Source organism: Hornefia butyriciproducens, from assembly GCF_009695915.1.
Classification (GTDB): Bacteria; Bacillota; Clostridia; order Peptostreptococcales; family Anaerovoracaceae; genus Aminicella; species Aminicella butyriciproducens.
In genome coordinates this window covers 117568-143846 of sequence record NZ_VUMZ01000002.1, presented here as the reverse complement: position 1 = coordinate 143846, position 26279 = coordinate 117568, and the positions used below count along the sequence as shown (strand labels likewise).

20 protein-coding genes and 1 pseudogene are annotated in these 26279 nt (G+C 54.7%); 7 read left to right on the top strand and 14 right to left on the bottom strand.

Annotation, left to right across the window (positions count from 1 at the left end):
* Nucleotides 1–36: 36 nt before the first annotated feature.
* From FYJ64_RS03015 to FYJ64_RS02995, 5 genes are all read right to left on the bottom strand, one after another.
* The gene (locus FYJ64_RS03015) at nucleotides 37–2385 is read right to left on the bottom strand and encodes an alpha-galactosidase (RefSeq protein WP_407928757.1); all 2349 of its coding nucleotides are present in this window, start codon (nucleotides 2383–2385) and stop codon (nucleotides 37–39) included.
* Nucleotides 2337–2972 (bottom strand): metallophosphoesterase family protein, encoded by a 636-nt coding sequence (locus FYJ64_RS03010; RefSeq protein ID WP_154573779.1) that lies wholly within the window; start codon nucleotides 2970–2972, stop codon nucleotides 2337–2339. The genes FYJ64_RS03015 and FYJ64_RS03010 overlap by 49 nt, the downstream gene beginning before the upstream one ends.
* On the bottom strand, nucleotides 2969–4888 hold the full coding sequence (locus FYJ64_RS11715; RefSeq protein WP_206045519.1) for a BMP family ABC transporter substrate-binding protein: 1920 nt from the start codon (nucleotides 4886–4888) through the stop codon (nucleotides 2969–2971). Before FYJ64_RS11715 ends, FYJ64_RS03010 begins: the two co-directional genes overlap by 4 nt.
* Before the next feature lie 392 nt (nucleotides 4889–5280).
* Nucleotides 5281–6492 carry an FprA family A-type flavoprotein gene (locus tag FYJ64_RS03000; protein WP_154573777.1) on the bottom strand — a complete coding sequence of 404 codons (1212 nt, stop codon included), beginning with the start codon at nucleotides 6490–6492 and terminating at the stop codon, nucleotides 5281–5283.
* A complete protein-coding gene (locus tag FYJ64_RS02995) occupies nucleotides 6492–8423 on the bottom strand; it encodes an acyl-CoA dehydrogenase family protein (RefSeq protein ID WP_154573776.1) in 1932 nt (643 codons plus the stop codon). Before FYJ64_RS02995 ends, FYJ64_RS03000 begins: the two co-directional genes overlap by 1 nt.
* A gap of 211 nt (nucleotides 8424–8634) precedes the next feature.
* On the opposite strand from FYJ64_RS02995, the gene FYJ64_RS02990 reads away from it, so the two are divergent.
* Entirely contained in the window at nucleotides 8635–9378 is a 744-nt protein-coding gene (locus tag FYJ64_RS02990; RefSeq protein ID WP_154573775.1) for a Crp/Fnr family transcriptional regulator, read from the top strand.
* Nucleotides 9379–10025: 647 nt separating this feature from the next.
* Here FYJ64_RS02990 and rpmE read toward each other — a convergent pair.
* The 6 genes and pseudogenes from rpmE to FYJ64_RS02960 form a co-directional block, all read right to left on the bottom strand.
* A complete protein-coding gene (rpmE, locus tag FYJ64_RS02985) occupies nucleotides 10026–10226 on the bottom strand; it encodes a 50S ribosomal protein L31 (RefSeq protein ID WP_075713010.1) in 201 nt (66 codons plus the stop codon).
* Between the two features lie 209 nt (nucleotides 10227–10435).
* Nucleotides 10436–11485, bottom strand: coding sequence for a hypothetical protein (locus FYJ64_RS02980; protein ID WP_154573774.1), 1050 nt, complete (start codon nucleotides 11483–11485; stop codon nucleotides 10436–10438).
* 100 nt (nucleotides 11486–11585) lie between these two features.
* Nucleotides 11586–12671: a N5-glutamine methyltransferase family protein gene (locus FYJ64_RS02975; RefSeq protein ID WP_154573773.1), complete on the bottom strand. Its 1086-nt coding sequence runs from the start codon at nucleotides 12669–12671 to the stop codon at nucleotides 11586–11588.
* Nucleotides 12628–13737, bottom strand: a complete 1110-nt coding sequence (locus FYJ64_RS02970; RefSeq protein WP_154573772.1) for a DUF1385 domain-containing protein — start codon at nucleotides 13735–13737, stop codon at nucleotides 12628–12630. The genes FYJ64_RS02975 and FYJ64_RS02970 overlap by 44 nt, the downstream gene beginning before the upstream one ends.
* Nucleotides 13738–13740: 3 nt before the next feature.
* Nucleotides 13741–14865 (bottom strand): annotated as a pseudogene (gene rho, locus FYJ64_RS11870) (transcription termination factor Rho); the annotation flags it as partial.
* 1672 nt (nucleotides 14866–16537) lie between these two features.
* On the bottom strand, nucleotides 16538–17719 hold the full coding sequence (locus FYJ64_RS02960; protein ID WP_154573771.1) for an NAD(P)-dependent malic enzyme: 1182 nt from the start codon (nucleotides 17717–17719) through the stop codon (nucleotides 16538–16540).
* A 435-nt stretch (nucleotides 17720–18154) separates the two neighbouring features.
* On the opposite strand from FYJ64_RS02960, the gene FYJ64_RS02955 reads away from it, so the two are divergent.
* From FYJ64_RS02955 to FYJ64_RS02935, 5 genes are all read left to right on the top strand, one after another.
* Nucleotides 18155–19012 carry a Rossmann-like and DUF2520 domain-containing protein gene (locus tag FYJ64_RS02955; protein ID WP_154573770.1) on the top strand — a complete coding sequence of 286 codons (858 nt, stop codon included), beginning with the start codon at nucleotides 18155–18157 and terminating at the stop codon, nucleotides 19010–19012.
* Nucleotides 19009–19839, top strand: a complete 831-nt coding sequence (gene panB / locus FYJ64_RS02950) for a 3-methyl-2-oxobutanoate hydroxymethyltransferase (protein ID WP_154573769.1) — start codon at nucleotides 19009–19011, stop codon at nucleotides 19837–19839. The genes FYJ64_RS02955 and panB overlap by 4 nt, the downstream gene beginning before the upstream one ends.
* A gap of 180 nt (nucleotides 19840–20019) precedes the next feature.
* Nucleotides 20020–20904 (top strand): pantoate--beta-alanine ligase, encoded by an 885-nt coding sequence (panC, locus tag FYJ64_RS02945; RefSeq protein ID WP_154573768.1) that lies wholly within the window; start codon nucleotides 20020–20022, stop codon nucleotides 20902–20904.
* Nucleotides 20894–21292, top strand: coding sequence for an aspartate 1-decarboxylase (gene panD / locus FYJ64_RS02940; RefSeq protein WP_154573767.1), 399 nt, complete (start codon nucleotides 20894–20896; stop codon nucleotides 21290–21292). The genes panC and panD overlap by 11 nt, the downstream gene beginning before the upstream one ends.
* A gap of 154 nt (nucleotides 21293–21446) precedes the next feature.
* Nucleotides 21447–21752, top strand: a complete 306-nt coding sequence (locus FYJ64_RS02935; RefSeq protein WP_154573766.1) for a rhodanese-like domain-containing protein — start codon at nucleotides 21447–21449, stop codon at nucleotides 21750–21752.
* Between the two features lie 106 nt (nucleotides 21753–21858).
* Here the strand turns inward: FYJ64_RS02935 and FYJ64_RS02930 are convergent, their stop codons facing one another.
* From FYJ64_RS02930 to FYJ64_RS02920, 3 genes are all read right to left on the bottom strand, one after another.
* On the bottom strand, nucleotides 21859–23361 hold the full coding sequence (locus FYJ64_RS02930) for a CHAP domain-containing protein (RefSeq protein WP_206045518.1): 1503 nt from the start codon (nucleotides 23359–23361) through the stop codon (nucleotides 21859–21861).
* A gap of 287 nt (nucleotides 23362–23648) precedes the next feature.
* Nucleotides 23649–24770 (bottom strand): ribose-phosphate pyrophosphokinase, encoded by a 1122-nt coding sequence (locus FYJ64_RS02925; RefSeq protein WP_154573764.1) that lies wholly within the window; start codon nucleotides 24768–24770, stop codon nucleotides 23649–23651.
* A 229-nt stretch (nucleotides 24771–24999) separates the two neighbouring features.
* The gene (locus FYJ64_RS02920; RefSeq protein ID WP_154573763.1) at nucleotides 25000–25437 is read right to left on the bottom strand and encodes a YkvA family protein; all 438 of its coding nucleotides are present in this window, start codon (nucleotides 25435–25437) and stop codon (nucleotides 25000–25002) included.
* A 369-nt stretch (nucleotides 25438–25806) separates the two neighbouring features.
* Here FYJ64_RS02920 and FYJ64_RS02915 point away from each other — a divergent pair, with 369 nt between their 5' ends.
* The gene (locus FYJ64_RS02915; protein ID WP_154573762.1) at nucleotides 25807–26190 is read left to right on the top strand and encodes a hypothetical protein; all 384 of its coding nucleotides are present in this window, start codon (nucleotides 25807–25809) and stop codon (nucleotides 26188–26190) included.
* Nucleotides 26191–26279: the final 89 nt, after the last annotated feature.

Below are 26279 nucleotides of genomic sequence, written 5' to 3'. Positions count from 1 at the left end.
ATTCTTTCAATGCGCATCCTTCCGATGCGCATTCTCTCACAAAGGGTGTTTCCTGCCCTCCCTATGCGCATCCTCACGAAGAAGCCGGAAGATAACGCTCTGATACTCGTCCTGCATCTCCGGAAGCGGAAGTCCCATATCCATCAGCGCCTCTGCCGGGTATACCTGCCGCAGCGCCTCGCTCCACAGTTCCGACTCGCCTTCCGGCTCCACTTTGTACATAGCTCCCGGCGTGAGCCCCCGCAGTCTCACATACTGCGTCGGCATATTACCGTGAATCCCAGTCGTCACCACCGTGACAACCGCCTGCCGACCGGATTCCTCCGCAAATTCCCACGCGACGAACTCGTCAGTGCGCGGTCCGGCCGATCCATCACAGTTCAGATGATCTGACAGACGAAAATACAATCCCTCCTGTACCAGTCGTCTCATTTCCCGATATACGGTCATCTGCCGCCTGATCTCCTGCCGTTCCTCCTCCGAGAGTTTCGCGGGATCCAATTCATATCCGAAGGTTCCTGCCATCGCCACAGCACCCCGGGTTGCCAGCGGTGCCGTCCGACCCGTCTGCCCGTTCGGACAGGCAGACACATGAGCGCCTATCGCAGCTGCGGGATAACCGAAGCTCGTACCGTACTGAATCAGCAGACGATCTACAGCATCTGTGTTGTCGCTGCACCAGATCTGTGGCGTATAATAGAGCATTCCCGCATCAAAACGGCCCCCTCCTCCGCAGCAGCCTTCAATCAACAGTTCCGGGAAGCGCTGATGAAGTCTCTCCAGTACATCATACAGGCCGAGAATATATTCGTGAAGAACCTTTCCGCGACTCACGGAAGACATGCCTCTGTGCTCCCGCACCTGCTTTCCCGGGTCCGAATATGTCTCAACGATATTCCGGTTGCAGTCCCATTTCAGATACTCGATATTCCCCTGATCAAGCACCTCACAGATTCTCTGAAAAATATATTCCCGAACCTCAGAGCGCGAAAAGTCCAGAACGAGTTGATACCGCCCCCGCACCGGTTCCGCGCCGGGAATCGCTAGCGTCCAGTCGGGATGCTCCCGATACAGCTCGCTGTCTTCGCTGACCATCTCAGGTTCCATCCAGATTCCGAACCGTACACCTTCCGCATTCACCTGTTTCACTAAATCGCCCAGCGTACCGCCCAGCTTTTCTTCATTGGCGAACCAGTCTCCCAGCCCCCGCAGATCATCGCGGCGTTCTCCGAACCAGCCGTCGTCCATCACGACCATATCGATTCCGAGGGACTTGGCCTGCCGCGCGAGTTCAACGACCGTGCGCCCGGTGAAATCAAAGTACGACGCCTCCCAGCTGTTCAGAATCACCGGCCTGGGGCAGTCGCGGTACTTTCCGCGGATGACGTGGCGCTGAATGCATCGATGATGATTTTGACTGAGTCCGGCCAGCCCGTTCCCGCTGAAGCTCATGATCACCTCCGGAAGCGTCAGTTCCTCTCCGGCTCCAAGAGGATAATCCAGCTGGCCGTCTCCCATTCCCATCTGCATCCTGGTCTGCCCGTACTGATCCCGTCCGGCTTCTGCTTCAAAGCCGCCGCTATATACAAGCTGCATTGACCAGCATCTCCCGGCGTGCTCCCCGGCATCATGCTCCGACAGAATCACAAAAGGATTATACTGATGGGAGGACGCTCCGCGCCGGCTGCCGATAACCTGATTTCCGCCGATCAACCTCTGTCTCCGGGGAATGCGCTCCATCGCATGCCTCCCCTGAAACACTGTAAAATCAAAGTCTCCGTGAACAAAGTCAAGGCACGCCGTCTGCGCTTTGTCGAAGAAAAATCCGTCTTTTCCTTTGTTCCGCAGAATCACACTGCGGGTGATGATATCGCAGTGCGGGAGCACGCCGTACAGAAGCGTCACCTCCAGTCCAAGCCGCCGATCCTCCAGAACAATCTCCAGCGTGACTGCATCGTCCTTCTCCCCAGCGTACACCGCCGGAAGACCCGTCAGTCCGTATTTCCCATTCCGAACGCGATGCTCCCGGTATCGCAGATCGCATCCTGTAATTCCCGCTGAATCCCGTACACACAGAAGCGTGCTCCTAAAATCGCCGCCGCCCTGAAAAGGGAACTCCTGGGGCAGCGCATCCAGCGAATATGTCCGGTTCCTTCCGGCACATCCCGGATTCCCGGAAAACCCTCGGTCCCGGTATGTCAGCAGGTAATCCGTCTGTCCGTCAGTGCGGTTGCCGTAATACAGATGCAGCAGATAGCCGTAATGATCCGCCATCATCTGATATGTGGAATGGTCAGTATGAATCGTAAAAATTCTTTTTTCCTCATCGTACAAAATCATTTCCGCTCCTTCGCCTCCCTCTTCTCTTCCTTTCCTCGCGTCCATGTCACCTCAGCATATCCGAAGGCATTGATAATTCTCGTTCCGCAGTCATGCTGCGTCTCTGTCGGAATTCCCCTTGCGTAACTGCTGTGAACGTGTCCGTGAAGCATCAGTGCCGGCTGCCATTTTTCCAGAATATCATTGAAGCATCCGAATCCGAGATGTGCATGATCCTCCAGATCGCCCCATCCTGCCGCCGGTGCATGGGTCACGAGAACGTCCAGTCCTCCCTGCCGCCGGATCTGACGGTTCAGGCGCCGGACCCTCCGGCACATGTCTTCCTCTGTATACATATGAGTTCCTTCTTTATAGCGCATACTCCCGCCCAGTCCGGCAATGCGAAGTCCCCGAACGGATGCCGTGCTTCCGTCAATGCACACGCATCCCTGAGGCGGGCGGAAATCATATTTCTGGTCATGATTTCCATGTACGTAAAGCAGCGGCACATTGGTCATGGTCACCAGGAATTCCAGATATTCCGGAGCCAGATCACCGCAGGAGAGAATAAGTTCCACACCCTCCAGCCTTTCTGCCGCAAAATGCCCCCACAGATATTCTTCCTCAATATCGGATATCGCCAGTATCTTCATTTTTCTATTACCCCGCTGACGCTTACCGCATTCTTCGCGGTAGACTTCAGTTCTTCAAGTTTAGGCAGCGAGCCGTCCACGTTATCCAGCAGCCAGTCCATACCGATGATTCCCTCGTTGCTCATCCGGCCTTCCCTCTGCCGTACTCTCCCCTGCCGGTCTTTCAGCTCGCCTTCAAACGGATAGATGTTTCCGGAAACGATTCCGTCCCGCAGGTATTTCACCATACGCCGCGTTCCGGGGCTGAAGTCCCGCAGCAGCTGCAGATCCAGAATTCCCGAACTCATCCCGTACCAGTAGTTAACCGCCTGATGCCTCTTCACCGCATTCAGTCCATCCCAGGTTCCGTTCATCACCGTCCGGAGGATCAGCTCATAATATCTTCCCCAATTCCAGCAGGGAACCGCCAGATTCATCGGTTCTCCGGCTTCATACCGGTACAGGCCGTACTCCCGGGAGGTGCTGTGCAGAGGCTGCATATCCGCTCCGGAAACCACCGAAACCTCCTGCTCCGCCAGTTCCCGCCGCCAGTCTGATTTCTCCTTTGTAGCCCAGGTCAGAATCACTCTGCTCTGCGGATCAATCATAGCCGCTCCGGCCGCAAAAGCATTGATATTGGCAATATACCCGTATATCGGATAATCCGCCCGATAACCGATACGATGGTTCTCCGCAAGGCACGCCGCCAGTGCTCCAAGAACGAATTTGACCTCATAGGAGCGGGTGTAATAGGTCCTGACCGCCTGATGCTGCAGTTTGACCGAGCAGTTCAGAAATCTGATCTTCGGATAATGAATTGCGGAACGGAAGGTCTCCGCCATCAGGGACGGAGACGTTGTGAAGATCACCTCGGCGCCATGCTCCACAGCGCGGTCAATTGCCGCCCGGACGGCTTCGTCGTTTCCACAGTCCGAAAAAACCTCCGTCGTTACGATTCCGTCGAAACATTCCTCCAGGTATTCCAGCCCCAGCTCATGGGAATAGACCCAGCTGGAGTTTTCTGCGTTTTTCTCATGTACAAAGGCAACCCGGAGAGGCTTCGCCTCGCTGTAAACGCTTCCTGCAAAGAGACTGAAAATCCCGGAAGACCGAGTCCCGCCGAAGAGTTCGGGCGTATCGACAATGTCAATCGCCTCCTCCCGGATGCCCGTCCGGAATTCCTTCCAGAGCTTGTCCATCCTTCGGCGGATCTCCTCCGGAGGTTTGCAGGTCAGCGAGTCGATACTGTAAACGGACAGATAAATCAGAAGCGCATCCGCCGCCGTTATATCGAGCCGCCCGCCTCCCTTCTCCGCAAAAAGCACGCCAAAATAAACAAAGACTGTTTTCAAAAGCCGTACCGTCTCCTCCGGCCAGGCCGTCTGGAGATCCCGTCCGAAATACTCCGCCAGGCGTTTATAGCAGCCCAGTTCCGAGAATGTTATTCCGTAAACCCCCGTGACGCGGTAAAAATCCAGGAATTCATAATAAATCATCCGGTCTTTCTCCTCCGTCTTTTTGGGAATCACCCGTGTCACATCCGCCAGAATCGAGTCTCCGTTCAGGTACTTCATCACCGAAACCCGCTTGTTACCCTCAGCCACATAGAAGCAGTTCATATATTCATAAACTTTGACGGGATCGGTAAACCCTGTATCCATCTGAATATCATACAGACTAACCCACTTAGCCGCAAACTCGCTGCCCGGCTCCAGGAGAGGCATGAACCCGTAGGAAAAGGATTCCTTCCTCCCCACGGTTTTCGTTCCGCGAATCATGTGAACCGGGATCTCCATCGTTCCCAGATATTCCTCCCCCACGGTCTCTTCCATGGAAAGCAGGTCGTCCAGCGCCGGCAGGTACGGATAACGTCCTTTGGCCACCGCCCGGTGATATTCCTTTTCTCCCCGTTTCCTTACGATTTTATAGTCGATCACGAACGCTCCTCCTTCACAGCAAGACATTCACTCCTGTCTGAATCTGATGATTCATTATACAATAAGCCGCGGGGTTTTTCAACAGGAAGCACGAACATACGTTCCTTTTATCTGCACCTTCAGCGACCGAGTTCCTGTTGGAATCTGGGACGGCAGCTGCAGCATCGACTTCAATGAATTAGCCGAACACGCAGGATCTCTCCTGAAGGATCGCGGGGAATGAGAAGTACAGAAACAAAAAAACCGCGCTGATTACTCAGCGCAGCAGTCTTCCGGCCGGGCGCTCACGCCCGGCCGGAAGCAATGGCAGATCTGTTATGCAATCAGTGCAGTATTTGCTTAATGCGTGCCCAGCCATTAAGTCCGGTGGGGACTTAATGAGCAGACGCTGCTTAATAATCCTGCTTCATCGACTCGATAATGCTGTCAGCTAGTCCGTCCAGCTCATCCGCAGTCATTTTGTTCACGGCGGAAAGCAGGGATACCTGCTCGTTCAGCACAGTCATCTGCTTCATCTCGTCCAGTTCCTCGCAGATCAGAGTGCCGGCCTGAGGCGCCCAGGAGCCGTTCTCCACCACGCCGACCACGCGTTTCTGCATATTCAAGCGCTTCATATCGTCAATGAAGTTCTGCATAGGCGGAAAGACGTTCAGATTATAGGTCACGGACAGAATCGCAATATGGCTCAGCTTAAAAGCCTGTCCGATCAGATAAGACACATGTGTCTCCGCCACATCATACATATGGACATTGTGGAAGCCCTTTTCATGGAGCTTCGCAGCCAGGATCTGAGCGGCGTTCATCGTGTTGCCGTACATGGAAGCGTATACGATCATCACGCCCTTTTCTTCCGGCGTATATGTCGCCCAGTGGATGTATTTATCCAACAGCCAGGGAATATCTTTGCGCCACACCGGTCCGTGAAGGGGGCACAGCATTTTGATATCGATGGCGGAGGCCTTCTTTAACAAAGCCATGACCTGCGGTCCGTATTTGCCGACGATGTTTGTATAGTAGCGCCGGGCTTCATCGATCCACTCGTCCTTGAAGTCCACCTCATCCGCGAACAAAGCGCCGTCCAGCGATTTGAAGGAACCGAAGGCATCCGCGCTGAACAGAACGCCGTTGGTCAGATCGAAGGTGACCATGGCCTCCGGCCAGTGAACCATCGGAGCGGCCACGAAGGTGACCTCGTGCTTTCCGAATTTCATGGTGTCGCCTTCCTTCACCATGATGAAGTTCTCTTCCTCAACGCCGAAGTTGAACTGATTCATCAGCAGCCACGCCTTTTCTGTGGAGACCACCTTGACGTCCGGATACCGAAGGATAATTTCGTTGATAGAGGCCGCATGATCCGGCTCCAGATGGTTGATTACCATGATATCCAGCGGTTTCCCGTTCAGAACATATTCCACGTTCTCGCAGAACTGGCGTCCTACAGACCAGTCTGCCGTGTCGAACAGAACGGTCTTCTCGTCCATCAGAAGATACGAGTTGTAGGAAACGCCGTCTTCAATCGGATGGATGCTCTCAAACAGATGCAGTCTTTTATCGTTCGCTCCGACCCAGTACAGGTCGTCGGTTACCTTTCTTACGCAATGCATTACTGATCCTCCTTATTCGATACTTTTTCAACCTCGATGAACGCGGTCTTTTCCTCGCCGCATACCGGGCAGATCCACTCTTCCGGCAGTGACTCGAATGTGGTTCCCGGGCTGATGCCGCCTTCTTCGTCACCGACGGCCGGATCATATTCGTATCCGCATCCGTCGCATACATACGTCGTCCAGTGAGAGGGCTCCTTCAGAATGGTTGCCTTTCTCATCTTGACTCTCGGCGGCGCCGGTTTCTTCTCCTCGCCGTTGTCCAGTGCCTTTGTCAGCAGAGGAAGAATCTCCATCACATCTCCTACAATGCCGTAATCCGCATTCTTGAAAATCGGTGCATTCTTATTTTTGTTGATGGCCACGATGGTGGTAGCCTCCCGGATCCCCTTCAGATGCTGACCTGCTCCGGAGATTCCGCAGGCGATGTACAGATTGCCGCTGAACTTCTGCCCGGACATACCGACATAGCGGTCCAGCGGAAGATATTTCAGCGTCTCCGCCACCGGTCTGGAGGAGCCTATGGCTGCGCCGGCCTGCTTCGCCAGATCCTCGATCAGTTTCATGTTCTTCTTATCGCCGATCCCCTTTCCGGCGGAAACGACGCGGTCCGCATCGACAATCGGCGTCATCGGGTCAATTCCCACTGTGAAGTCATAGCCGTCTGCCTTCAGAGCCTCTACCAGCTGATCCACTCGTTCCTGTGCGCTGCCTTTGCTGTAGATCTCCTTTTTCCGGGCTCCGGTGATGGGTCCCTTCTGCTTTCCTCCCGCCACATTCATTTTTGGCGGTTTACCCAGAATATTCGCAGCGATTACGATCCTCTGAATTTCATTTGTTCCTTCATAGATCGTAGTAATCTTGGCGTCGCGGTAAGCTCTCTCTACCTCCATTCCCTTGAGGAAGCCGTTTCCTCCGTAGAGCTGCAGGGCATCGTTGCAGACCTCCAGCGCAATATCCGACGCGTACGCCTTCGCCATTGCGGCCTCCATTCCATAGGGTTCATGAGCCTGCTTCAGTTCTGCTGCGGAATAGACCTGGAACCGTGCGTTCCGCAGTTTAATGGCCATATCGGCGAACTTGAACTGGTTTGCCTGCTGATATGCGATCGGCATCCCGAACTGTACTCTTTCCAGTGCGTATTCCTTCGCATGTTCAAAGGCGCCCTGTGCGATTCCCAGTGCCTGCGCGGCGATTCCGATGCGGCCGCCGTCCAGCGTGGACATGGCGATCTTGAAGCCTTCTCCCTCGTGGCCCAGCAGATTTTCCTTCGGTACCTTCACATCATTGAAAATCAGCTCCGCAGTTGAGGATGAGCGGATTCCCATTTTGTCATAGTGGTCGCCGAACTCGAAGCCCTCGTAATCCTTCTCGACAATGAACGCGCTGATTCCGTGCGTCCCGATGTTAGGCGTGGTGACCGCAAAGACAACGTAAGTGTCTGCGATCGGCGCATTGGTAATGAACACCTTTCCGCCGTTCAGGATGTAATGATCGCCCTGAAGCACCGCAGTGGTCTCTGTTCCGCTCGCATCTGATCCTGCGTTGGGCTCCGTCAGGCCAAAAGCTCCCAGCTTCTCACCTTTCGCCAGAGGAACCAGATACTTCTGCTTCTGCTCTTCAGTTCCATAAGCCGCGATAGGATAAGTTCCCAGCGATGTGTGCGCGGACAGAATAACGCCTGCGCCGCCGTCCACGCGGGCTAGTTCTTCGACTGCAATCGCGTAGCTTAGAACATCAAGCTCCGCTCCGCCGTATTTTTTCGGATATGGTATTCCCATCAGACCGAGTTTCGCCATCTTGGCTACTGCCTCGTGGGGGAATTCATTGCTCTGGTCCAGCTTAAACGCGATAGGCTTAATTTCCTCCTCTGCAAACGCTCTGACCTTAGCCCTGAGCTCTTCATGAGCCTCTGTAGTTTTAAAAAGCATTTGTCTGTCACCTCCCGGATTCACAAAAGTTCCTGTATTTCCGGCGTCCCTGCCGGGCAGCCGGACAAAAGTTAATAGTATTGTCTGAATATTTTGTACCGAAATTATATCCTACTTTTGCAGGCGATGTTGTGACATTTGCAACTTTTTGTGATATTATTAAAAAAACACGGAACGCGCACCCCTTAATTCACTTTGTACGGAGGCACCTATGGAAAAAGTCAGTCTGCTGGACAACATCGGTCAGGATTCCATCGACATGATGATTCCCTGCTTCAAACCGATCACAAGAAAATACAGAAAAGACGACACTATCCTGTCCTACTCGGCGGGCGTGCCCGCCAGCGTCGCGGTTTTGTTCCGCGGGCAGGCGCGTCTGGAGATTCTCAACGAGGAGGGGGATTTGTTTCTGTTAGAGAGATACGAGGGCGGAGATGTCTTCGGAGAGCTGTTTTCCCTGCCGCTGGAAAACTTCGAATACATCGTCAAGGCACTTACGGACTGCACTGTCGTCTATCTGGATTACAATCATATCATCACGCCCTGCGAGAATCTCTGCGCCCATCACAGCCAGCTCATCAGCAACCTTTTCATGATGACGGCTCAGAAGGCTCAGGAGCTGTCGCTGCACATCTCAATTCTGGGGCAGAATTCCACCCGCGACAAGCTTATGACTTATCTGAAGCATGTGCGCTCTCAGACCGGCCGCCGTCTCGCGGGCAGCGGCATCGCCGTAGACAGATCCTCCGCTGTCCGTTCCGGGGAAGGAGGCACAAAAAAAACGCCGAACACGTTGTCCTCACCTCCAGATCGTCTTTTTACGATTCCTATGACACTGGGACAACTGGCCGAATATCTGATGGTGGACCGCTCCTCCATGATGCGGGAGCTTCGCGCCATGAAGGATGACGGGCTCATCGAAAGTAAGAACCGCCAGTTTCGAATTCTCGTATAGGCTGCCGCAGGATTCCCGGGGAAGTCCGCCGCAGGATTCCCCGAAGTTTTATCATTTACCGTTTTCTGTTTCAGACGCCTCCGCGCTGTCACTGTCTTCGTTTGATACTTCTAAGATTGCATTTACGTTTCTTTCGATATTGCTGATTTTCCGATAAAATTTTAAGCCGACGCGTATTACCAGCGCAATTATCACTATCCATATAACCAGGCCCACTATTGTTACGATTACATTAAAGAACGGCATTTTGTATCCCCCCTTCTACCAAGTAGTTTTCCAGCTGTGCTTCACTTTGACTTTTTTACTCTTTTTACAGTCCTCATGTTCCGATTCAAACGCCCGAATATTCTTTGTGCTTTTACCGCAGGCGGCATAAACTGAATATGACATTACAAAACATTACAGCATCCCAACATCAACTAAAGTATAGCATCTTTTGGCGGAATTGTCAAAAAAATCTGCATTATTCTCTCGGGTCTGACTGTATTATCCCGGCGAGTCTGCTGTAAACCCTTGAACTTTCTGGTTTTCCGGTGCGTACGCGCTGTTAAATCAAGGTTTTTTCAGCACATGAAAAGAGGCCGCGCCTCGGACGATTTTCATCGTTCGTGCAACAGCCTCTTCGGATTCTCTTCTGATTGACAGGATCAGTCCAGGTTGTACTTCTGCTTGAACTTCTCAACACGTCCGCCTCTGTGCGCGAACTTCTGCTGACCTGTAAAGAACGGATGACATGCTGAGCAAACATCAAGACGGAGTTCCGGCTTGGTTGATCTCGTAACAAAAGAATTTCCGCATGCGCAAGTTACTTTACATTCCATGTAATCAGGATGGATTCCTTCCTTCATGCTATTACCTCTTTCCTGCTCAGGTGTTCACCCGGCATATTTTTGTCTGCACAAATGCAGCCTAATTATGATACCACAGGTTTCGTCCCGAGTCAACAGCGCCGTGTCGAAATTTTGGTGCAGCGCTGTGTCGAATTTTAGCGCAGCCGCACGCCAATTTTGGCGCAGTCGGATGGGGGATTTTTTACACCCCCGGGCCCTGGCTTTGTTCACTCCGTAATCACTCGCAGCAGATCACTGAAAACTCCATAGGCGGTCTGAAGGATTTCCGGCTCTTCCTCCACGATGGAAAGCCGCCCCATCAGATCCGTCTGAATCGTCACAACCGATGTCGTCCCGTGAACAGTCGCCAGGAACTCCGTTTTCTCGACGGCTTCCGGTGCGACCCTGGCAAATACCCGGCCGTTCTCCCGCCAGCCCCGGCACAGGAGTTTGAGACTCTTCCCTTCCGTCGCCAGCGCCCGCACCTGTTCCGGAGTAACATTCTCGATGCCCTTCCGGTCCACCTGATCCGGCGTCATATCGGCATCCATCAGAACATTGAGAAGTGCGGTGATTTTGGCAGCCGCGTCATAGCCCTCCAAATCCATCGCCGGGTCCGCCTCAATAAACCCCTTTTCTCTGCCGGAACGCATAATCTCATCATAAGGCACGCCCTTTTCCATTTCCTCAAGAACAAAATTCGTCGTGCTGTTCAGGATACCGGACACTTCCTGTACTCTGCAGAGCTTCAGGGTATGCTCCACCAGATTGAATACCGGCGTTCCGTCCATGACCGTCGTTTCATAGTAAAAGCGCAGTCCGCGCTCTGCCGCCGTATCCCGCAGCTCGCGATACGCCCAGGCAATCGGTCCTTTGTTCGCCGTAACGACATGCGCATCCCGGGCAAACGCCTTGCGAATATGCCCGATGGCCGGCTGCCCCGTCTTAATGTTCAGCGGCGTCAGCTCACAAAGCACGTCGAAATCGCCCCTCGCCAGAACCTGCTCCGCACCGCCGTCTCCCAGCAGCTCCTGTCCCGTTTCGAGCCCCGGAGTGCCCTCGCTGAACGCCCCGTTCTCCGTAATGTCCGAAACGGCCCGACGCAGATCGATGCCTTCGGAATTCAGCACGATCCCACGGCTGCCCGTTGCGATTGCCGTGACAATCACTTTGCAGTCATATGTTTCAATAATTTCCTGCTGCTTGTCGGCAAGCAGCTCAGCAAGCGCTTTCCCGCTGTTCCCGAAGCCGAGCAGCGCAATCCTCAGTGTTTTCATAGCCCTCTCCTGTTCTTTTTCCGCTTTTATCCCGTTTCTGTTTTCTCCGGCGCGCCTTACTTTGTTTCCGTCATGTCCCGGTTCTGTTCCGTCCCGCACTTCACACCGCACTCTGCGGATACCTCCGCCGCGTCCACACGATGCGATTGCGGCCCGCCAGATCGCGCATGACCTGCGCAGACTCGAATTCTCCCGTCTCGGCAAACATATTCGCAACCGCCTCTCCCTGATCGTGACCGATTTCAAACATCGCGACGCCGCCGTCCGTCAGGTGCTCCGTCAGCCGCGGGATCATCTCCCGGTAAGGATCCATCCCGTCCGCGCCTCCGGCCAGCGCCAGCAGAGGCTCATGCTCCCGAACCTCCCGCTGAAGTCCCGGGATGACTCCGTCCTGAATATAGGGGGGATTGCACAAAATCATGTCAAACCGTTTCCCAGCAACCGGCTCCAGGAAACTGCCCCATAAAAATTCAACCTTCCCCCGGTTTTTATCTCCCCAGCCTCTCCGGCGGCTGGCTCCGGACGAGCCGTCAGATTCGGGCTCGTCGCTTTCGACAAAACCTTCAGTTCTGGACATACTAGTACCCAGAAGATTCCGGGCATTTTCACGAGCCACATCAAGAGCATCTGAGCTGATATCCGTACAGATAACATGCACCGGCATTTCAGCCAACGCAGCTACAGACAGACCTATGGCTCCGCTGCCGCAGCAGCAGTCCAGAATCCGCACCGGCTGCCGGGAACCCAGCGGGTTCTGACGCGTTGCAGTAACCGGCTCGCCTGCAGCAGCCGGCTCGCCCGAGGCGGACGGGCTGCCCTGTTCGGATTTTGTCGAAAAGCCCTTCAGAAGCTCCAGTGCTTTTTCTACCAGCAGCTCAGTTTCCGGGCGCGGTATCAGAACCCGTGAATCGACGCGAAACCGCAAACCCATGAACTCCGTCTCGCCGACAATGTACTGTAGGGGTTCACCGGTGCCGCGGCGTCGGATCAGGGCTTTGTACGCGGCGATCTCTGTGTCCGTCATCTTGCGCGGATATTCCATAAAAAGGCGTGAGCGGCTGACGCCCGTCAAGTGACAGAACAGAAGCCGGCTGTCTGTCTCTGCATCGGCAACGCCCCGTTCTGCCAGTTCCTGCGCGCCCTTATTGATCAGTTCCCTTGCCGTCATCGCACGTCCTTTCCGCATCGTTTCGTTCTCCGGAGCCGTCGGTGCCGGAGATCTCTTCACGTTCCTTTTTCAGCGCCGCCAGATTCATCGGTTCCAGCAGCTGTCCGTCCCGGTCCACAATTCCCTCGATGCAGGGAGCGTCAGGTTCCACAAGAACCCCCTTCAGTGCGGCGATGGCAATTTCCAGCTGAGAATCATCCGGTTCCCGCGTGGTCAGTTTCTGCAGATACAGCCCTGGAATACTCAAAACCCTTACCAGCCAGTTGTCGGAGCGCCCTGCCCACTTCAGCAGCTCATAGGACACCCCCGCTACCACCGGCAGAAGCAGGAGCCGCGACACGATTCGCATCAGCAGATCCGGCCACCCCAGAAGGGAAAACAGAACCAGACTCACCACCATGACGAACATCAGAAAACTGGTGCCGCATCTGGGATGCAGCGTGTAAAACTGCTGCGCGTTGGCCGGCGTGAGTTCCAGATTGTTCTCAAAGCAGTGAATGGTTTTGTGCTCCGCGCCATGATACTCAAACACCCGGCGGATATCCTTCATCCGGGAGATTGCCGCGATGTACGCGATGAACATGATAATGCGCAATACTCCCTCAATAAGATTCAGCGTCACCGCTCCCGACACAAAAGGTTTCAGCCATCCGATTGCAGCAGTCGGAAGCAGCACGAACACGCCGATGGCAAAGACCAGCGCAATCAGCACCGACAAGAAAATCATCAGCTGCCAGACCCCGTTTTCTCCGATTCTGCCGGTCAGCCAGGTCTCAAAACGTCCAGGCTCGTACTCCTCCTCGTCATCCTCCATAAAATATTCCGCCACATCCGCAGACCATGTCAGAGTCTTTGTGCCTTCCACGAGTGATATCACAAAGGAAACCACGCCCCGAAGGAGCGGTATCCTCGTCCAGCGGGCGCTGGCCGTGTTTTTATTTGTTTTCATATGGATCCGCCCGTCCGGAAGCCGCACAGCGATGGCCGTCCGCTCCATTCCGCGCATCATGACACCCTCCAGAACCGCCTGCCCGCCGATCGGAGTGGGGCACGCGCCTTTCAGGAAAATTCTGCTCATGTCCATATTCTAATACATCCTTCTTCTGGTGCTGAACACCTTCTTGATAATCTCGATGAAGTCGCGGTTCGTCCGGGTATGCGCCAGATTGTCGATAATTTCCTCGCCGGCGTCCTGTGTGGATTCGTTAGCGAGCGCCCTGCGCATGATCCAGATCGCTTCCAGCTCGTCCTGATTCATCAGCAGTTCCTCACGCCGCGTTCCGGACCGGGAAAGATCGATGGCCGGGAAGATCCGCTTCTCCTGCAGCTTGCGGTCCAGATGCAGTTCCATGTTTCCGGTACCCTTGAACTCCTCGAAAATCACATCGTCCATACGACTTCCGGTGTCGATCAGGGCTGTTGCAAGGATCGTGACGCTTCCGCCCTCCTCAAGGTTTCTGGCCGCCCCGAAGAACTGCTTCGGTTTGTACAAAGCTCCCGGATCGAGGCCTCCGGACAAAGTCCTGCCCGACGGCGGAATCACCAGGTTGTAAGCGCGGGCGAGGCGTGTGATGCTGTCTAACAAAATAACCACGTCGTGTTTGTGCTCCGCCAGACGGCGCGCGCGCTCCAGCACCATTTCCGCCACCTTGGCGTGGTGCTGCGGCTGTTCATCAAAGGTGCTGTATACGACTTCACCGCGGCTCAGAGAGCGCTTCATGTCAGTGACTTCCTCCGGTCGCTCGTCCACCAGCAAAACAATCAGATCCACATCCGGATGTTTCTTCTCAATGCTGTGGGCGATGTTTTTCAACAGGGTCGTCTTTCCGGCCTTCGGCGGCGCCACAATAAGCCCCCGCTGGCCCTTTCCGATAGGCGCAATCAGGTCGATCAGCCTGGTCGAAAGATCAGACGGGCTGTCTTCCAGCGTCAGTCTCTCGTTGGGGAATATCGGCGTAAGATCGCTGAAATTTGGACGCCGCATTGCGATACCCGGTTCGTCGCCGTTGACTGATTCCACATAGAGAATAGCGCCGAATTTTTCTCCGGGATTCGGCAGCCTGGAAATTCCTTTGATTTTGTCACCGGTTTTCAGGTGGAAACGCCGGATCTGTGTAGGGCTCACATAAACATCCCTGTCGCTCGTCAGAAAATTATCGAAGCGAAGGAACCCAAACCCGCCGTCCGCAAGCTCCAGAATCCCGGTCACCTCTGGCCGCGGTCTCTGCTGATACCGCGTCTCATGCTCCCTGGCGCGGCTGCGAGACTGTTCATGACCGTGGCTCTCCGACGTTTCTTCCGTCCTGTCGGCGGCACTGTTTCCTGCAGTATTCCCGCCAGTATTTCCCGGCTTCGTTTCATCCATCTCAGTGCCTTCGGCTCCAGTACCTGCAGAAGTCTCACCCGGGGCCGAGTCCGCTCCGGCTGCTGCAGAGGGTTCCATTCCGGACACCGGAGAATCGCCGGAGTCTCCGGTACCCACGATGCTTCTAACTCCCTGGACAGCAGGCAATTTTGAACCGCCGGCGACAATGCCTCCGGCGCTGTCAGGATTCGATGCCGTCGCTGCAGCCGTTATATCCGCGACAGCTGCGGTGTCAGTGCCGGCAGGCCTCGAAACCGCTGCTGCGCCTGCGGCGCTGTCAGGATTCGATGCCGTCGCTGCAGCCGTTATATCCGCGACAGCTGCGGTGTCAGTGCCGGCAGACCTCGAAACCGCTGCTGCGCCTGCGGCGCTGTCGGGATTCGATGCCGTCGCTGCAGCCGTTGCATCCGCGACAGCTGCGGTGTCAGTGCCGGCAGACCTCGAAGCAGACGTTACAACGGAGGGTGCGGCAGTCACCCTATCAGGATCTGCGGTTACGACGGATTTCCTTCGAGTGGTGGTCTTTCGGGCGGTTGTTTTTCGAGTGGTCGTCCCAGCGGACGCTTTTTTTCGGGCAGCAGTCGACGTTGCCGCCTTACGAGTCGTTGTCCTGCGTGCAGTGCGGCGCTTCGGCTTTTCCTCTGCCGCCGGCTCCGCCCCCTCTGATTCTGTGGCCGACGATGCATCGCCAACGACATCGGTCGATACAGCATCAGCATCGTCATTTGGCGATTCGGTGTCAGCGGCATCGGGCGAAGCGGCCTCGTCCACCTTCTTTTTGGCCGCAGCCTTTGTGCCTGACCCTCCTTTTGTTGTCGCCTTACGAGTCGTTGTCCTGCGTGCGGTACGGCGCTTCGGCTTTTCCTCTGCCGCCGGCTCCGCCCCCTCGGGCGCAGGTGTTCCTGCTGCTGATGCGGCAGTGGACGATACGGCGGAACCGATGTCATCAGATGAAACGGCAGTAGACTTTGCAGCGGACTTTCGCGTCGTCCTTGTCGACTTGCGCGTACTCTTCTCACCTTCGGTTCCCATCTCGTCTGCGACAATGGTTTGCTCTAATTCTTCTTTTTTTCTTGCGGGCATAATGACCTCTTCTGTCTAAAACTACAAAATACGCCGGTTGGCGCTCGGATTCAAAATACTGATAAATTCTTGGAAAATACGGTAAACTCCCGTCTCAGAATCTTTACGGTTCTATTGTAGAACATAATCTGTCGTTTGTAAACAAGGAATTGCAGCGATAATGACACAGTAATAGTCCGGAATTGTGACGGTTAATTGCAGCGCCAATTGCAGCAGGATTATAATGAACGCAATACAAAATTACGGCGCGGGTATCACGCCGGAGCAGTGTGCATCTTCAGCGTTGCACGGCTTAGGCGTTGCGCGGCTTAGGCGGCCGCGTGCGCCATACCGTGAGTCTGCCGCAGGTCTGCAGTAGCTTCAGCAGACGCATGCCCCATGCTGCGGGTCTGCAGTAGCTTTGGCAGACGCGGCGAACGGGTTTGCAGCGGATTTTCTAATCCTGCTCTCGTGCAACGCCGGAATGTCGCGCAGCTTCAGCAACTGCGTGTGCCACAGCGGGGCCGACGGCAGGGTCAAAGGCTTTCGGGATGATATAGTCTGCAGAGAGCTCGTCTTCCGGTATCAGATCAGCCAGCGCATGTGCCGCGGCGAGCTTCATTTCTTCATTTATATCGCAGGCGCGGGCATCAAAAGCGCCGCGGAAGATTCCGGGGAAAGCGAGAACATTATTAATCTGGTTCGGGAAGTCAGACCGTCCGGTTGCGATGACGGCCGCCCCTGCTTCCCGCGCATCATCAGGAAAAATTTCCGGCGTCGGATTAGCGCAGGCAAAGATAATGGCGTCTTTGTTCATCGAGCGCACCATATCCTTTGTGACAAGACCCGGAGCACTGACGCCGATGAACACGTCGGCTCCCCTGATTACCTCGGCCAGATCGCCCTTGACCCGTTCCGGATTCGTGACCTCCGCCATCTCCTCCTTAATCCAGTTCATTCCGATCTGGCGGCCTTTGTAAATCGCTCCGCGCCTATCCGTCATAACGATATTCCTGAATCCCGCGGACAAAAGCAGCCGGGTGATGCTGATGGCCGCCGCCCCGGCACCGCTGGTGACAACCCGAACCTCCTCTTTCTTCTTGCCGGTGACCCGCAGAGCGTTCGTCAGGCCGGCCAGTGTGATAACCGCCGTCCCATGCTGATCATCATGAAAAACAGGGATGTCGCACTTTTCCTTTAGTTTCCGCTCAATTTCAAAGCAACGCGGCGCGGCGATATCCTCCAGGTTGATTCCGCCGAAGGAGCCGGAAATCAGGTAAACGGCATTGACGAATTCATCCACATCCTGCGTTCTGACGCACAGCGGAAAAGCGTCCACATCGCCGAATGCCTTGAACAGGACACATTTCCCCTCCATGACCGGCATCCCCGCCTCCGGACCGATGTCCCCCAGTCCCAGAACTGCCGATCCGTCCGTGATAACCGCACACATATTCCAGCGACGCGTCAGCTCATAGCTCCTGCGCGGATCCTTCTGAATCTCCAGGCACGGCTGCGCCACTCCCGGCGTATACGCCAGCGACAGATCCTCTTCATTTTCGACCGGCGTCCTCGCAATGACCTCAATCTTTCCCTTCCATTGCTCATGCAGTTTCAGCGACTCTTTTGCGTAATCCATTTGCGTCCCCCTGTTCAGTGCATTTTTTACAAAATATATACAGCGCGGCTGCAGTTTGCCGGGTTCGCCGGCGGAACTGCGTTTCCGCGTTTTCTTCTGTTACAAAGCATAATTTATCTTTTTCCTCCCGTCAAGGGGCTTTCCGGGTTTTCACAGATGAACGTCCGGTGAAATTTCGGGGGCAGGGAGGGTTCAGTCCTTCCCCGTTCGCCGCCGTATTACTTTCCCACTCACCACTGCACATTTTCCCCGTTCGCCGCCTTTGTTCCCCCGCTCGTCATGTATTTCCGCCTCGCCTAAAAAAACTCTTTACAAACCCCTCCGACAGCGTTATACTGCAACCGATGGACGGTATTCCAGAAGGAAACTGTACCGGAAGAACTCCGAACCGGCCGGAAGGGCCAGGACATCACGTCACCCGAAAGAGGTGATTGATTGAAGACAGGATTTATAGGAGCAGGAAAAGTGGGATTTACCCTCGGGAAGTATCTCACAGAACATGGAAAAAAGGTTACAGGCTATTACAGCCGCAACACTCATTCTGCCCGTGAGGCAGCACAGTTCACAGACACGAAGGCCTGCGATTCGCTCGCAGAGCTCATTCACGAAAGCGACGTGTTGTTCCTGACAGTTCCTGACAGCAGCATCACTTCCGTATACGAAGAGATCGCGGCACATCCGATTCGGGGGAAATACATTTGTCACTGCAGCGGAGAGAAGACCTCTGCCGAGGCGTTCCCGGACATTGACAAAACAGGTGCATACGAATATTCCGTTCATCCGTTGTTCGCCGTAAGCGATAAATACCATGCTTACGAGGAACTTCCGGATGTTTTTTTTACCATTGAGGGGAACAAAGATCATCTGGACGGCATCCGCGGGATGCTCTCTGAAGCCGGACTTCAGACGCGGCTCATCGACCCGGCGGATAAAACCCGCTACCACGCCGCTGCTGCGGCGGCAAGCAACCTGGTAATCGGGCTGCTGGATCAGAGCATTTCAATGCTGGGCGAATGCGGGTTTTCCGAGGAAGACGCACGGGCGGCGCTGACGCCTCTGGTACTCGGCAACGTCCGGCATCTGCTGCGGGACGGGACGGTACAGGCCCTGACCGGACCTGTGGAACGGAGCGACACCGAAACCGTCCGGAAACACCTGGCGTCCCTGGACAGCCGGCGCGACAGAGTTTTGTACTCTCTTTTGTCCCTGCGCCTTGCAGACATCGCGCAGAGGAAGCACCCCGACCGGGACTATACCGCGGTCGAAAAAATCTTGGAGGAATTTGCAGAATGAAAAACAGTATTATGACGTTCCGTGAAAAGAAGGAAAAGGGCGAAAAGATCGCCATGCTCACATGCTACGACTATTCCACCGCACGTCTGATGGATGCGGCCGGCATCGACGGCGTGCTGATCGGCGATTCCCTCGGCAACACCATGCTGGGATATCCGGACACACTTTCCGTAACGATGGAGGACATGATCCGCTATTCCACCGGCGTCGCCCGGGGCTGCGAAAACGCACTGGTTGTCATGGATATGCCGTTCATGTCGTATCAGCTTTCTGTGGAACAGGGACTGATGAATGCGGGACGCCTGATGAAAGAAGCCCGCGGTCAGGCCGTCAAACTGGAGGGCGGAGCCCGGGTATGTCCCCAGATCCGTGCGATGACAGACGCCGGAATCCCCGTTATGGCACATCTGGGTCTGACCCCGCAGTCAGTAAACGCTTTCGGCGGACACCGTGTCCAGGGGAAGACTGACGATGCCGCGAGGCAATTGATGGAGGACGCCCACAAAATCGAGGACGCCGGAGCCTTCGCTGTCGTCCTGGAATGTGTTCCCGCTCCGCTGGCCGCCAGGATCAGTCAGCAACTTAAGATCCCCACCATCGGCATCGGAGCAGGAAACGGGTGCGACGGACAAATTCTCGTTTACCAGGATATGCTGGGCATGTTCAACGACTTTACGCCCAAGTTCGTCAAACACTTCAGCAACATCGGAGAAGAAATGAGCCGGGCCTTCCGGGATTATATCTCCGAAGTCCGCTCCGGCGCATTCCCTGACGAGGAGCACTCCTTCAAAATGAAAAACGAAGACATTCTTTCAAGATTGTATTAGTCGCGGTGGCAGGTGTAACGGCAAACCGGCGTCCGGTCGCAGGCCGCGCCGCAGACGAAAGACTGCCGCGGCGGCAGGTGTAACGGCAGACCGACGTCCGGTCGCAGGCCGCGCCGAATCCGAAGCGCCGCGTCACATCAGAAATCACATTGAGAAAACGGAAAAGAGGACGAAAAAACTATGAACACTGTAAACACAATCAACGAGCTCCGCGAGCAGGTCCGGGCCTGGAAGGCCGAAGGCCTCACCATCGGCCTTTGTCCCACCATGGGCTATCTCCACGAGGGGCACGCCTCGCTCATGGACGCCTCCGTCAAGAGCTGCGACCGCACCGTCGCTTCAGTCTTTGTAAACCCGATCCAGTTCGGACCTAATGAAGACCTGGCCACGTACCCCCGGGATTTTGAATCCGATTGCAAACTGCTGGAGGCCCATGGCGTTGACCTGGTCTTCCACCCGGAACCGGCTGAGATGTATGCGGACGATTTCTGCACTTTCGTGGACATCGACGTGCTGAGCAAGACGCTGTGCGGCAAGACGCGACCGATTCATTTCCGCGGCGTCTGCACGGTTATCACAAAACTGCTGAACACCGTGACGCCGGACAAAATCTTTTTCGGGCAAAAGGACGCTCAGCAGCTCGCCATCATCCGACGCATGGTGCGGGATCTGAACTTCAATGTAGAGGTCATCGGATGTCCTATCGTGCGGGAAGCGGACGGACTGGCGAAGAGCTCCCGAAACACATACCTGAATCCGGACGAACGCCGGGCAGCCCGAATTCTTTCCAGAGCGGTCCGTCTCGGTCAGAGCATTGCCGATGAGGGCGAACGCAGCAGTGAGACGCTGCTCGCCGCCATGAGAGAAAAACTGGCTTCGGAGCCGATGGCGGACGTGGAGTATGTAGAGGTGGTCAACGGCGAAAACATGCAGCCTGTCGATACGTTCCGGGAGGGCGATCTGGTTGCGATGGCGGTCCGCATCGGCGGCACCCGTCTGATCGACAACTTCACCGTGGGTCAGCCGCCCATCGAATTCCAGGAGGGACAGTCCAATGCAGATTGAAATGTTAAAGGGAAAGATTCACCGGGCCACGGTCACCCAAGCCGAGCTGGGCTACATCGGCAGCATCACCATCGACGAGGAACTGATGGATGCCGCCGGAATCGCGGAATATCAGCGCGTTGACATCGTCGACGTTGACAACGGAGCGCGTTTTTCGACCTATACCATCGCCGGCCGGCGAGGATCCGGAATTTTCTGCCTGAACGGAGCGGCGGCCCGCTGTGCCTGCGTCGGCGACAAAATCATCATCATGGCATACTGCCATATGACGCCGGAGGAAGCCGAACGGCATCGTCCGTCTGTGGTTTTTCTGGATGAAAACAATCAGATCAGCCGCATCACCAATTATGAAAAACACGGCCGTCTGGAGGACATGGCGGAGTTGTAAAGCCAGCCGAACGCGGCCAGCTCAGAGAGCGCCGGGCAGATAGCCGGGCCGTAAAGCCGCCGGGCGCAGGCATCGAAAGCGGCCGGGCGGCTGCAGGCAGTCCTCAGCGCCGGCCGTCATAGTTCGCAGGATAGAAACACAGGAGGATTTTATTTTGTTCAGCAAAAAAGATATCAACGATTACGCAAAGGAAGCCCGCGACACGAGTGGAGCCGTCCTTGTAGATGTTCGGAACCGAAAAGAATACGAGCAGGGGCATCTGCCCGGCGCCGTCAATATCCCGCTGCCGGATATCCAGTTCTCCATCGGAAAACTCGGTCCCGTCAGCACGCCGCTTTTCGTGTACTGTCTCAGCGGAGCGCGCAGTCGGCAGGCCTGCAACAATCTGAAGAAAATGGGATATGAGCACGTCGTCAACATGGGTGGAATCAGCCGTTGGGCCGGAGAACTGGAGAAATAGCCGCCGGCACAGGCCGTCGTCGGGTGAGGTGCAACCGGCGGGAACCATCAGCCGGAATGCGGCTGTCGGGAAACGATCGCATGTCCGCGCACTGCCCACTCTATGATTATTCGCTTTCAGGCGTTCCGTACCCCATAATGTATTTACTGAAGACCCAGTAGGATTTTCGCTTGCAGATATCGCCTGAGGCGTTGCCCTCGATGGTGAATACACGGCCTAAGTGGTACCCGGCAACGATACCCACATGGTCGGCCACATCGTTGTCATTCCAGTCGAAAAAGATGATGTCGCCGGCCACCGGTTTTTCGCCGGCGTTCCGCCATTTTTCTTTGTCCTTAAACCAGTTAAGACCCGTCTGCACGTAGGAGAATTTCGGAACCTTCCCCTCTGAAAGGTATCCGTTCTGATCGGCGCACCAGGACACGAAACAGGCGCACCAGTCCACCTCGGAATCAAACCCGTACCAACTCCAGAACTTTTCGCCGCCCTCATTCCCCAGCTCCTGTCGGGCTGTTTCCACCATCGCGGAATTCCCGTCCAGAAAAGAGGCTCCGTTCTTCATGCTGATTCCCAGCAGAGCCGCCCACGCAATTACGATAAGCAGCGCAATCATCAAGATCTGCCTGGGGCGCAGTCTGCGTCCGGTTCTTTGCGTCCGCAGTTTTCGGCCGGAACGTGGCGGTTCCCGATGCGCGGGTTCTCGGGATTCCCATGCACTTCGGGATGATTCGGCGGGCTGATGATTCCACGAATCGTCCCATGGCTCCGGATTCCATTCATCGTAGGCATTTCCCCTAGTCTCCGATACCCACCCGTCATAAGCATCCTCCGGAGACTCGGCATTCCATTCATCGTAGGCATTCTCCCGAGATTCCTGATTCCACTCGTCATAAGCATTCTCCGGAGACTCCTGATTCCACTCGTCATAAGCATTCTCCGGAGACTCGGCATTCCATTCATCGCAGGCATTTCCCCTAGGCTCCGGCTCCCATGCATTCCAGGAGGTCTGCGTCATTCTGCCGGATTGAGAATTCCTATTTTTTCTGTCGAATCTGGACCAGAAATCCAAATCCTCAAAGGCTACAAACTCGCGTTCTTTTTCGTCCGAGTGCTTGCCTGTATAGCCGGAACCGATGTGCAGGTAACGCAGCAGGACTCCGGGCAGTGCACGAATCCGGTCTGTAGCCTCGCCATATTTATCACGCAGCAGGGCAGTCAGACCGAGCAGACCGGATTCAGCGGAATGTCTCGCCCCATGGGAACGAACGCCGTCTCTGAATTCCGGCATGCCGAAATCGCCGTCGCCGAAGGACGGCTCTTTGATACCGCTCTCTCCGGTACTGCCGTGCCGGGAATCAGCACCGGCCGGATCGATCTCATCGTCGCTGCGCCGCCATTGGTGCGCTTTCAGATATTCCTCGTAAGAATTGTAAATTGGTTCTTCCGGCTCCTCCGCTCGTCGTGCGTTGCGGGGAACAAAGTCCTCGCCTGCGCCCGAATCGTCATCGGCGAACCGGCGGCGATGGTTTTCCTGTTCAAAACTCCCCCGGCGATAGACCCGTGTCTGATCCGCCGGGCTGTCGCCCTTGCTCTTTCTGGATCTCCACATATCCATTCCTCCCTTTGATTAAGACATTGTACCATTTTTCACGGCGCATGAAAAGAGCGGACTCTCTTTTTCGGAATCCGCCCTCGGTTTGTTTCGATTTATTTAATGCCTATCTCTGCGGGTTTGTCACTCAGTTTCGCCGGTTTGCCGGCGGATGCCCGTTTCCGATTGCACAAATAAAGCACCCGCAAGTCGACACAGTCTCTCCGGTCGGTGGAGTTTCTCCAATCGGCACAGTCTCTCCGGCAGGCACAGTTTCTCCGGCCGATAAAGTCTCTTCGGCTGCGTTACTCCTTCAGCAGTGCAGCGATTTTCGTTCTGGGATCGATAATATCGCTGACGGAGATATCACCGTTCAGCGCCGCAATGAGGTAGGACACATATTTGGAGACGTCCACCTCGTAGAACCACTCTTTGTTCACAAGCTCCGGCTTGCGATAAGTCAGGTTCGTGCAGAGAATGCCCTTGATTACGCCCTCTTCATAGGCTTTGTCAAACTCCGCAAGTCCGTTGGTAAAGAGACCGTAGGTCGCATAGCAGTAAATGTTGCCGGCCTTTCTGCGCTTCAGCTCATAGGCAATGTCCAGCATGGATTCGCCGGAGGAAATGATATCATCGGTGATGAAAATGTCCTTCCCCTCCACTGACGCGCCCAGATATTCATGGGCGACGATGGGATTATGTCCGTTCACCATAGTTGCGTAATCCCGTCGTTTGTAGAACATCCCCAGGTCCACGCCCAGAACAGAGGAATAATACATGTTCCGGTTCATCGCACCTTCGTCGGGGCTGACCATCATGAACTTTTCCTTGCGGCATTTCAGGTCGGGAAAGGTCCGTTTCAGCTTTTTCAGCACCTGATAATACGGAATGATATTGTCAAATCCCATCAGGGGCACCGCGTTCTGGATCATCGGGGCGTGGGCGTCAAAGCAGATCAGGTTTGTCACGCCCATGGTCTGAAGTTCCTGCAGCATGCAGGCGCAGTCCAGCGACTCGCGGAAACTTCTTTTGTGCTGGCGTCCCCCGTACAGAATCGGCATGATGACGGAAATTCTGTGCGCCTTTCCGGCCGCCGCCTGAATCAGCCGCTTCATGTCCTGGTAATGATCGTCCGGAGACATATGATTGACATAACCAAACAGGTCGTAAGTGCATCCGTAATTGCCGACGTCAACAAAGACATAGAGATCGCGTCCGCGCACTGTTTCGTTGATCATGCCCTTGGCGTCGCCGGATGAAAAGCGGGGACATTTGCTGCTGACCAGATATGATTCAGCATTCTCTCCTGTCCAGCGGCGCAGATAGGCGTCGACCATCTTCGCCAGTTCTTCCGCGCCCTCCGTCGCCACAAGACCAATGTTGCCGAAATTGCTGGGGGTTGTAAGTAATTCTTCTGGTGTTCTCATAATCTTTTCCTTAACTCTAGTGTTCAATGCTTAATGCTCCTGAAAAATAACTCCACCTTATTCTACAATAAATTCCGCAACAAAACTATGCCTACCGTAAAAAAAATGTAAATTTGGTGTAAATCGGACCTGTGCGCCGGGTTCAGCGAGGCGCACTGCACAGACGTCGACCCTGTCATATGATCCGCGACCGGTCCGCACAGGCAGCTCCGTCATACGGTCTGCGCCGTTATTTACGCTTATTTTCCAGCCATATCATAAATTTGTCGATATCGTCCTGACACCACTTCACCACGGCGCCCGCCACAACCGCATCGTCCAGAAGACCTGCGCCGGGAACAGTATCCGGAATTACATCAAGGGGAGTCACAAAATAAATAAGCGCCGCCACAATCGCAACCAGATGCGGCATGGAAATCGCCGTGTATTCCCCTCGCACAAAGCTGTGAATCATCAGGATGAGTTCCGGTATGTACGCCAGTTTGTCTCCGCCAGCAGGCAGTTCCTTCAGTTTCTGCCGCGCCTGCAGCAGAAGATCCTCGATCCTGTTCTCATCCTTCAGGATTTCCTTCGCATTTTCCTGAAATTCATTGAATTTCTCCGTGAGTTTCTTCGTCGGCATCTCCAGGGTGCCGGGTCTGCTGTGCTTCGCCATATTATGCCGCATGCCGGTTCCTCCTTATATCGTCGGGTACAAAAGATCATACTGTCAATATATAAACAGCCTCATTCTTTTCAGTCTTTCAATATTCTGGTGATCATATGCAGATTACATATTTCACATTTCGTGTAACTTCTCCGCCGTCTTCATTCTGCACTGTCGCAAATTTTGCGACAGTTGAATCATCCATCTCTTCATTCATCTTTTCTATACACTTACTCCTCTGAGAAATTCATCTGTATTACTATTATACTTTCCCTTTGGCCCCCGGGCAACAAAAACCAATTCTCCGAGGTGCGCCTTCATACGCGAAGTACCAAAGTACCCTTCGGGTACTTTCGAAAAACGGACTGAGATCCGGAGGAGGAAAATATCATGAAAAAGAATGGATTGAAACACACTGCCGCACAGGGTCTGACCATCATTCTGGCCCTGGTGCTCATGCTGGCACTGATGCCGGTGATGGGCGAAAAGGCTATGGCGGAAGACGAAACGTCCTTTATGAGTGATAATTGTATATATACGATTATCAATACGTCCGATCACAGCGTCCGGCTGGACAGTTATCGCGGCGATGACAGAGAGCTGATCGTGCCCGAGACAGTCGAACACGAAGGAATCACGTATACCGTGGTCAAAGAAGAAAATACCACCATCGACATAGTTGTAAAGAGACCCGGCTTCAAGATCTACGGCAAAAAAGGCAGCGCCGCCCATAAATATGCGAAGGCCAATAAGTTCAAATGCGTGAAGTACTGAGACAGCGCCCGCATTATTTGCTCCTGCAGTGACAGCCGTCCGGTGTGATGTGCCGGGCGGCTGTCGTTTTCCATTAATAGTTTATCAGC

Excerpts from the sequence above, each read along its gene's own strand:
- FYJ64_RS03015 (WP_407928757.1), bottom strand. The coding sequence starts at position 2,385 with ATGGACGCGAGGAAAGGAAGAGAAGAGGGAGGCGAAGGAGCGGAAATG.
- FYJ64_RS03010 (WP_154573779.1), bottom strand. The coding sequence starts at position 2,972 with ATGAAGATACTGGCGATATCCGATATTGAGGAAGAATATCTGTGGGGG.
- FYJ64_RS03000 (WP_154573777.1), bottom strand. The coding sequence starts at position 6,492 with ATGCATTGCGTAAGAAAGGTAACCGACGACCTGTACTGGGTCGGAGCG.
- FYJ64_RS02995 (WP_154573776.1), bottom strand. The coding sequence starts at position 8,423 with ATGCTTTTTAAAACTACAGAGGCTCATGAAGAGCTCAGGGCTAAGGTC.
- FYJ64_RS02990 (WP_154573775.1), top strand. The coding sequence starts at position 8,635 with ATGGAAAAAGTCAGTCTGCTGGACAACATCGGTCAGGATTCCATCGAC.
- rpmE (WP_075713010.1), bottom strand. The coding sequence starts at position 10,226 with ATGAAGGAAGGAATCCATCCTGATTACATGGAATGTAAAGTAACTTGC.
- FYJ64_RS02980 (WP_154573774.1), bottom strand. The coding sequence starts at position 11,485 with ATGAAAACACTGAGGATTGCGCTGCTCGGCTTCGGGAACAGCGGGAAA.
- FYJ64_RS02975 (WP_154573773.1), bottom strand. The coding sequence starts at position 12,671 with ATGCGGAAAGGACGTGCGATGACGGCAAGGGAACTGATCAATAAGGGC.
- FYJ64_RS02970 (WP_154573772.1), bottom strand. The coding sequence starts at position 13,737 with ATGGACATGAGCAGAATTTTCCTGAAAGGCGCGTGCCCCACTCCGATC.
- FYJ64_RS02960 (WP_154573771.1), bottom strand. The coding sequence starts at position 17,719 with ATGGATTACGCAAAAGAGTCGCTGAAACTGCATGAGCAATGGAAGGGA.
- panB (WP_154573769.1), top strand. The coding sequence starts at position 19,009 with ATGAAAAACAGTATTATGACGTTCCGTGAAAAGAAGGAAAAGGGCGAA.
- panC (WP_154573768.1), top strand. The coding sequence starts at position 20,020 with ATGAACACTGTAAACACAATCAACGAGCTCCGCGAGCAGGTCCGGGCC.
- panD (WP_154573767.1), top strand. The coding sequence starts at position 20,894 with ATGCAGATTGAAATGTTAAAGGGAAAGATTCACCGGGCCACGGTCACC.
- FYJ64_RS02930 (WP_206045518.1), bottom strand. The coding sequence starts at position 23,361 with ATGTGGAGATCCAGAAAGAGCAAGGGCGACAGCCCGGCGGATCAGACA.
- FYJ64_RS02925 (WP_154573764.1), bottom strand. The coding sequence starts at position 24,770 with ATGAGAACACCAGAAGAATTACTTACAACCCCCAGCAATTTCGGCAAC.
- FYJ64_RS02920 (WP_154573763.1), bottom strand. The coding sequence starts at position 25,437 with ATGCGGCATAATATGGCGAAGCACAGCAGACCCGGCACCCTGGAGATG.
- FYJ64_RS02915 (WP_154573762.1), top strand. The coding sequence starts at position 25,807 with ATGAAAAAGAATGGATTGAAACACACTGCCGCACAGGGTCTGACCATC.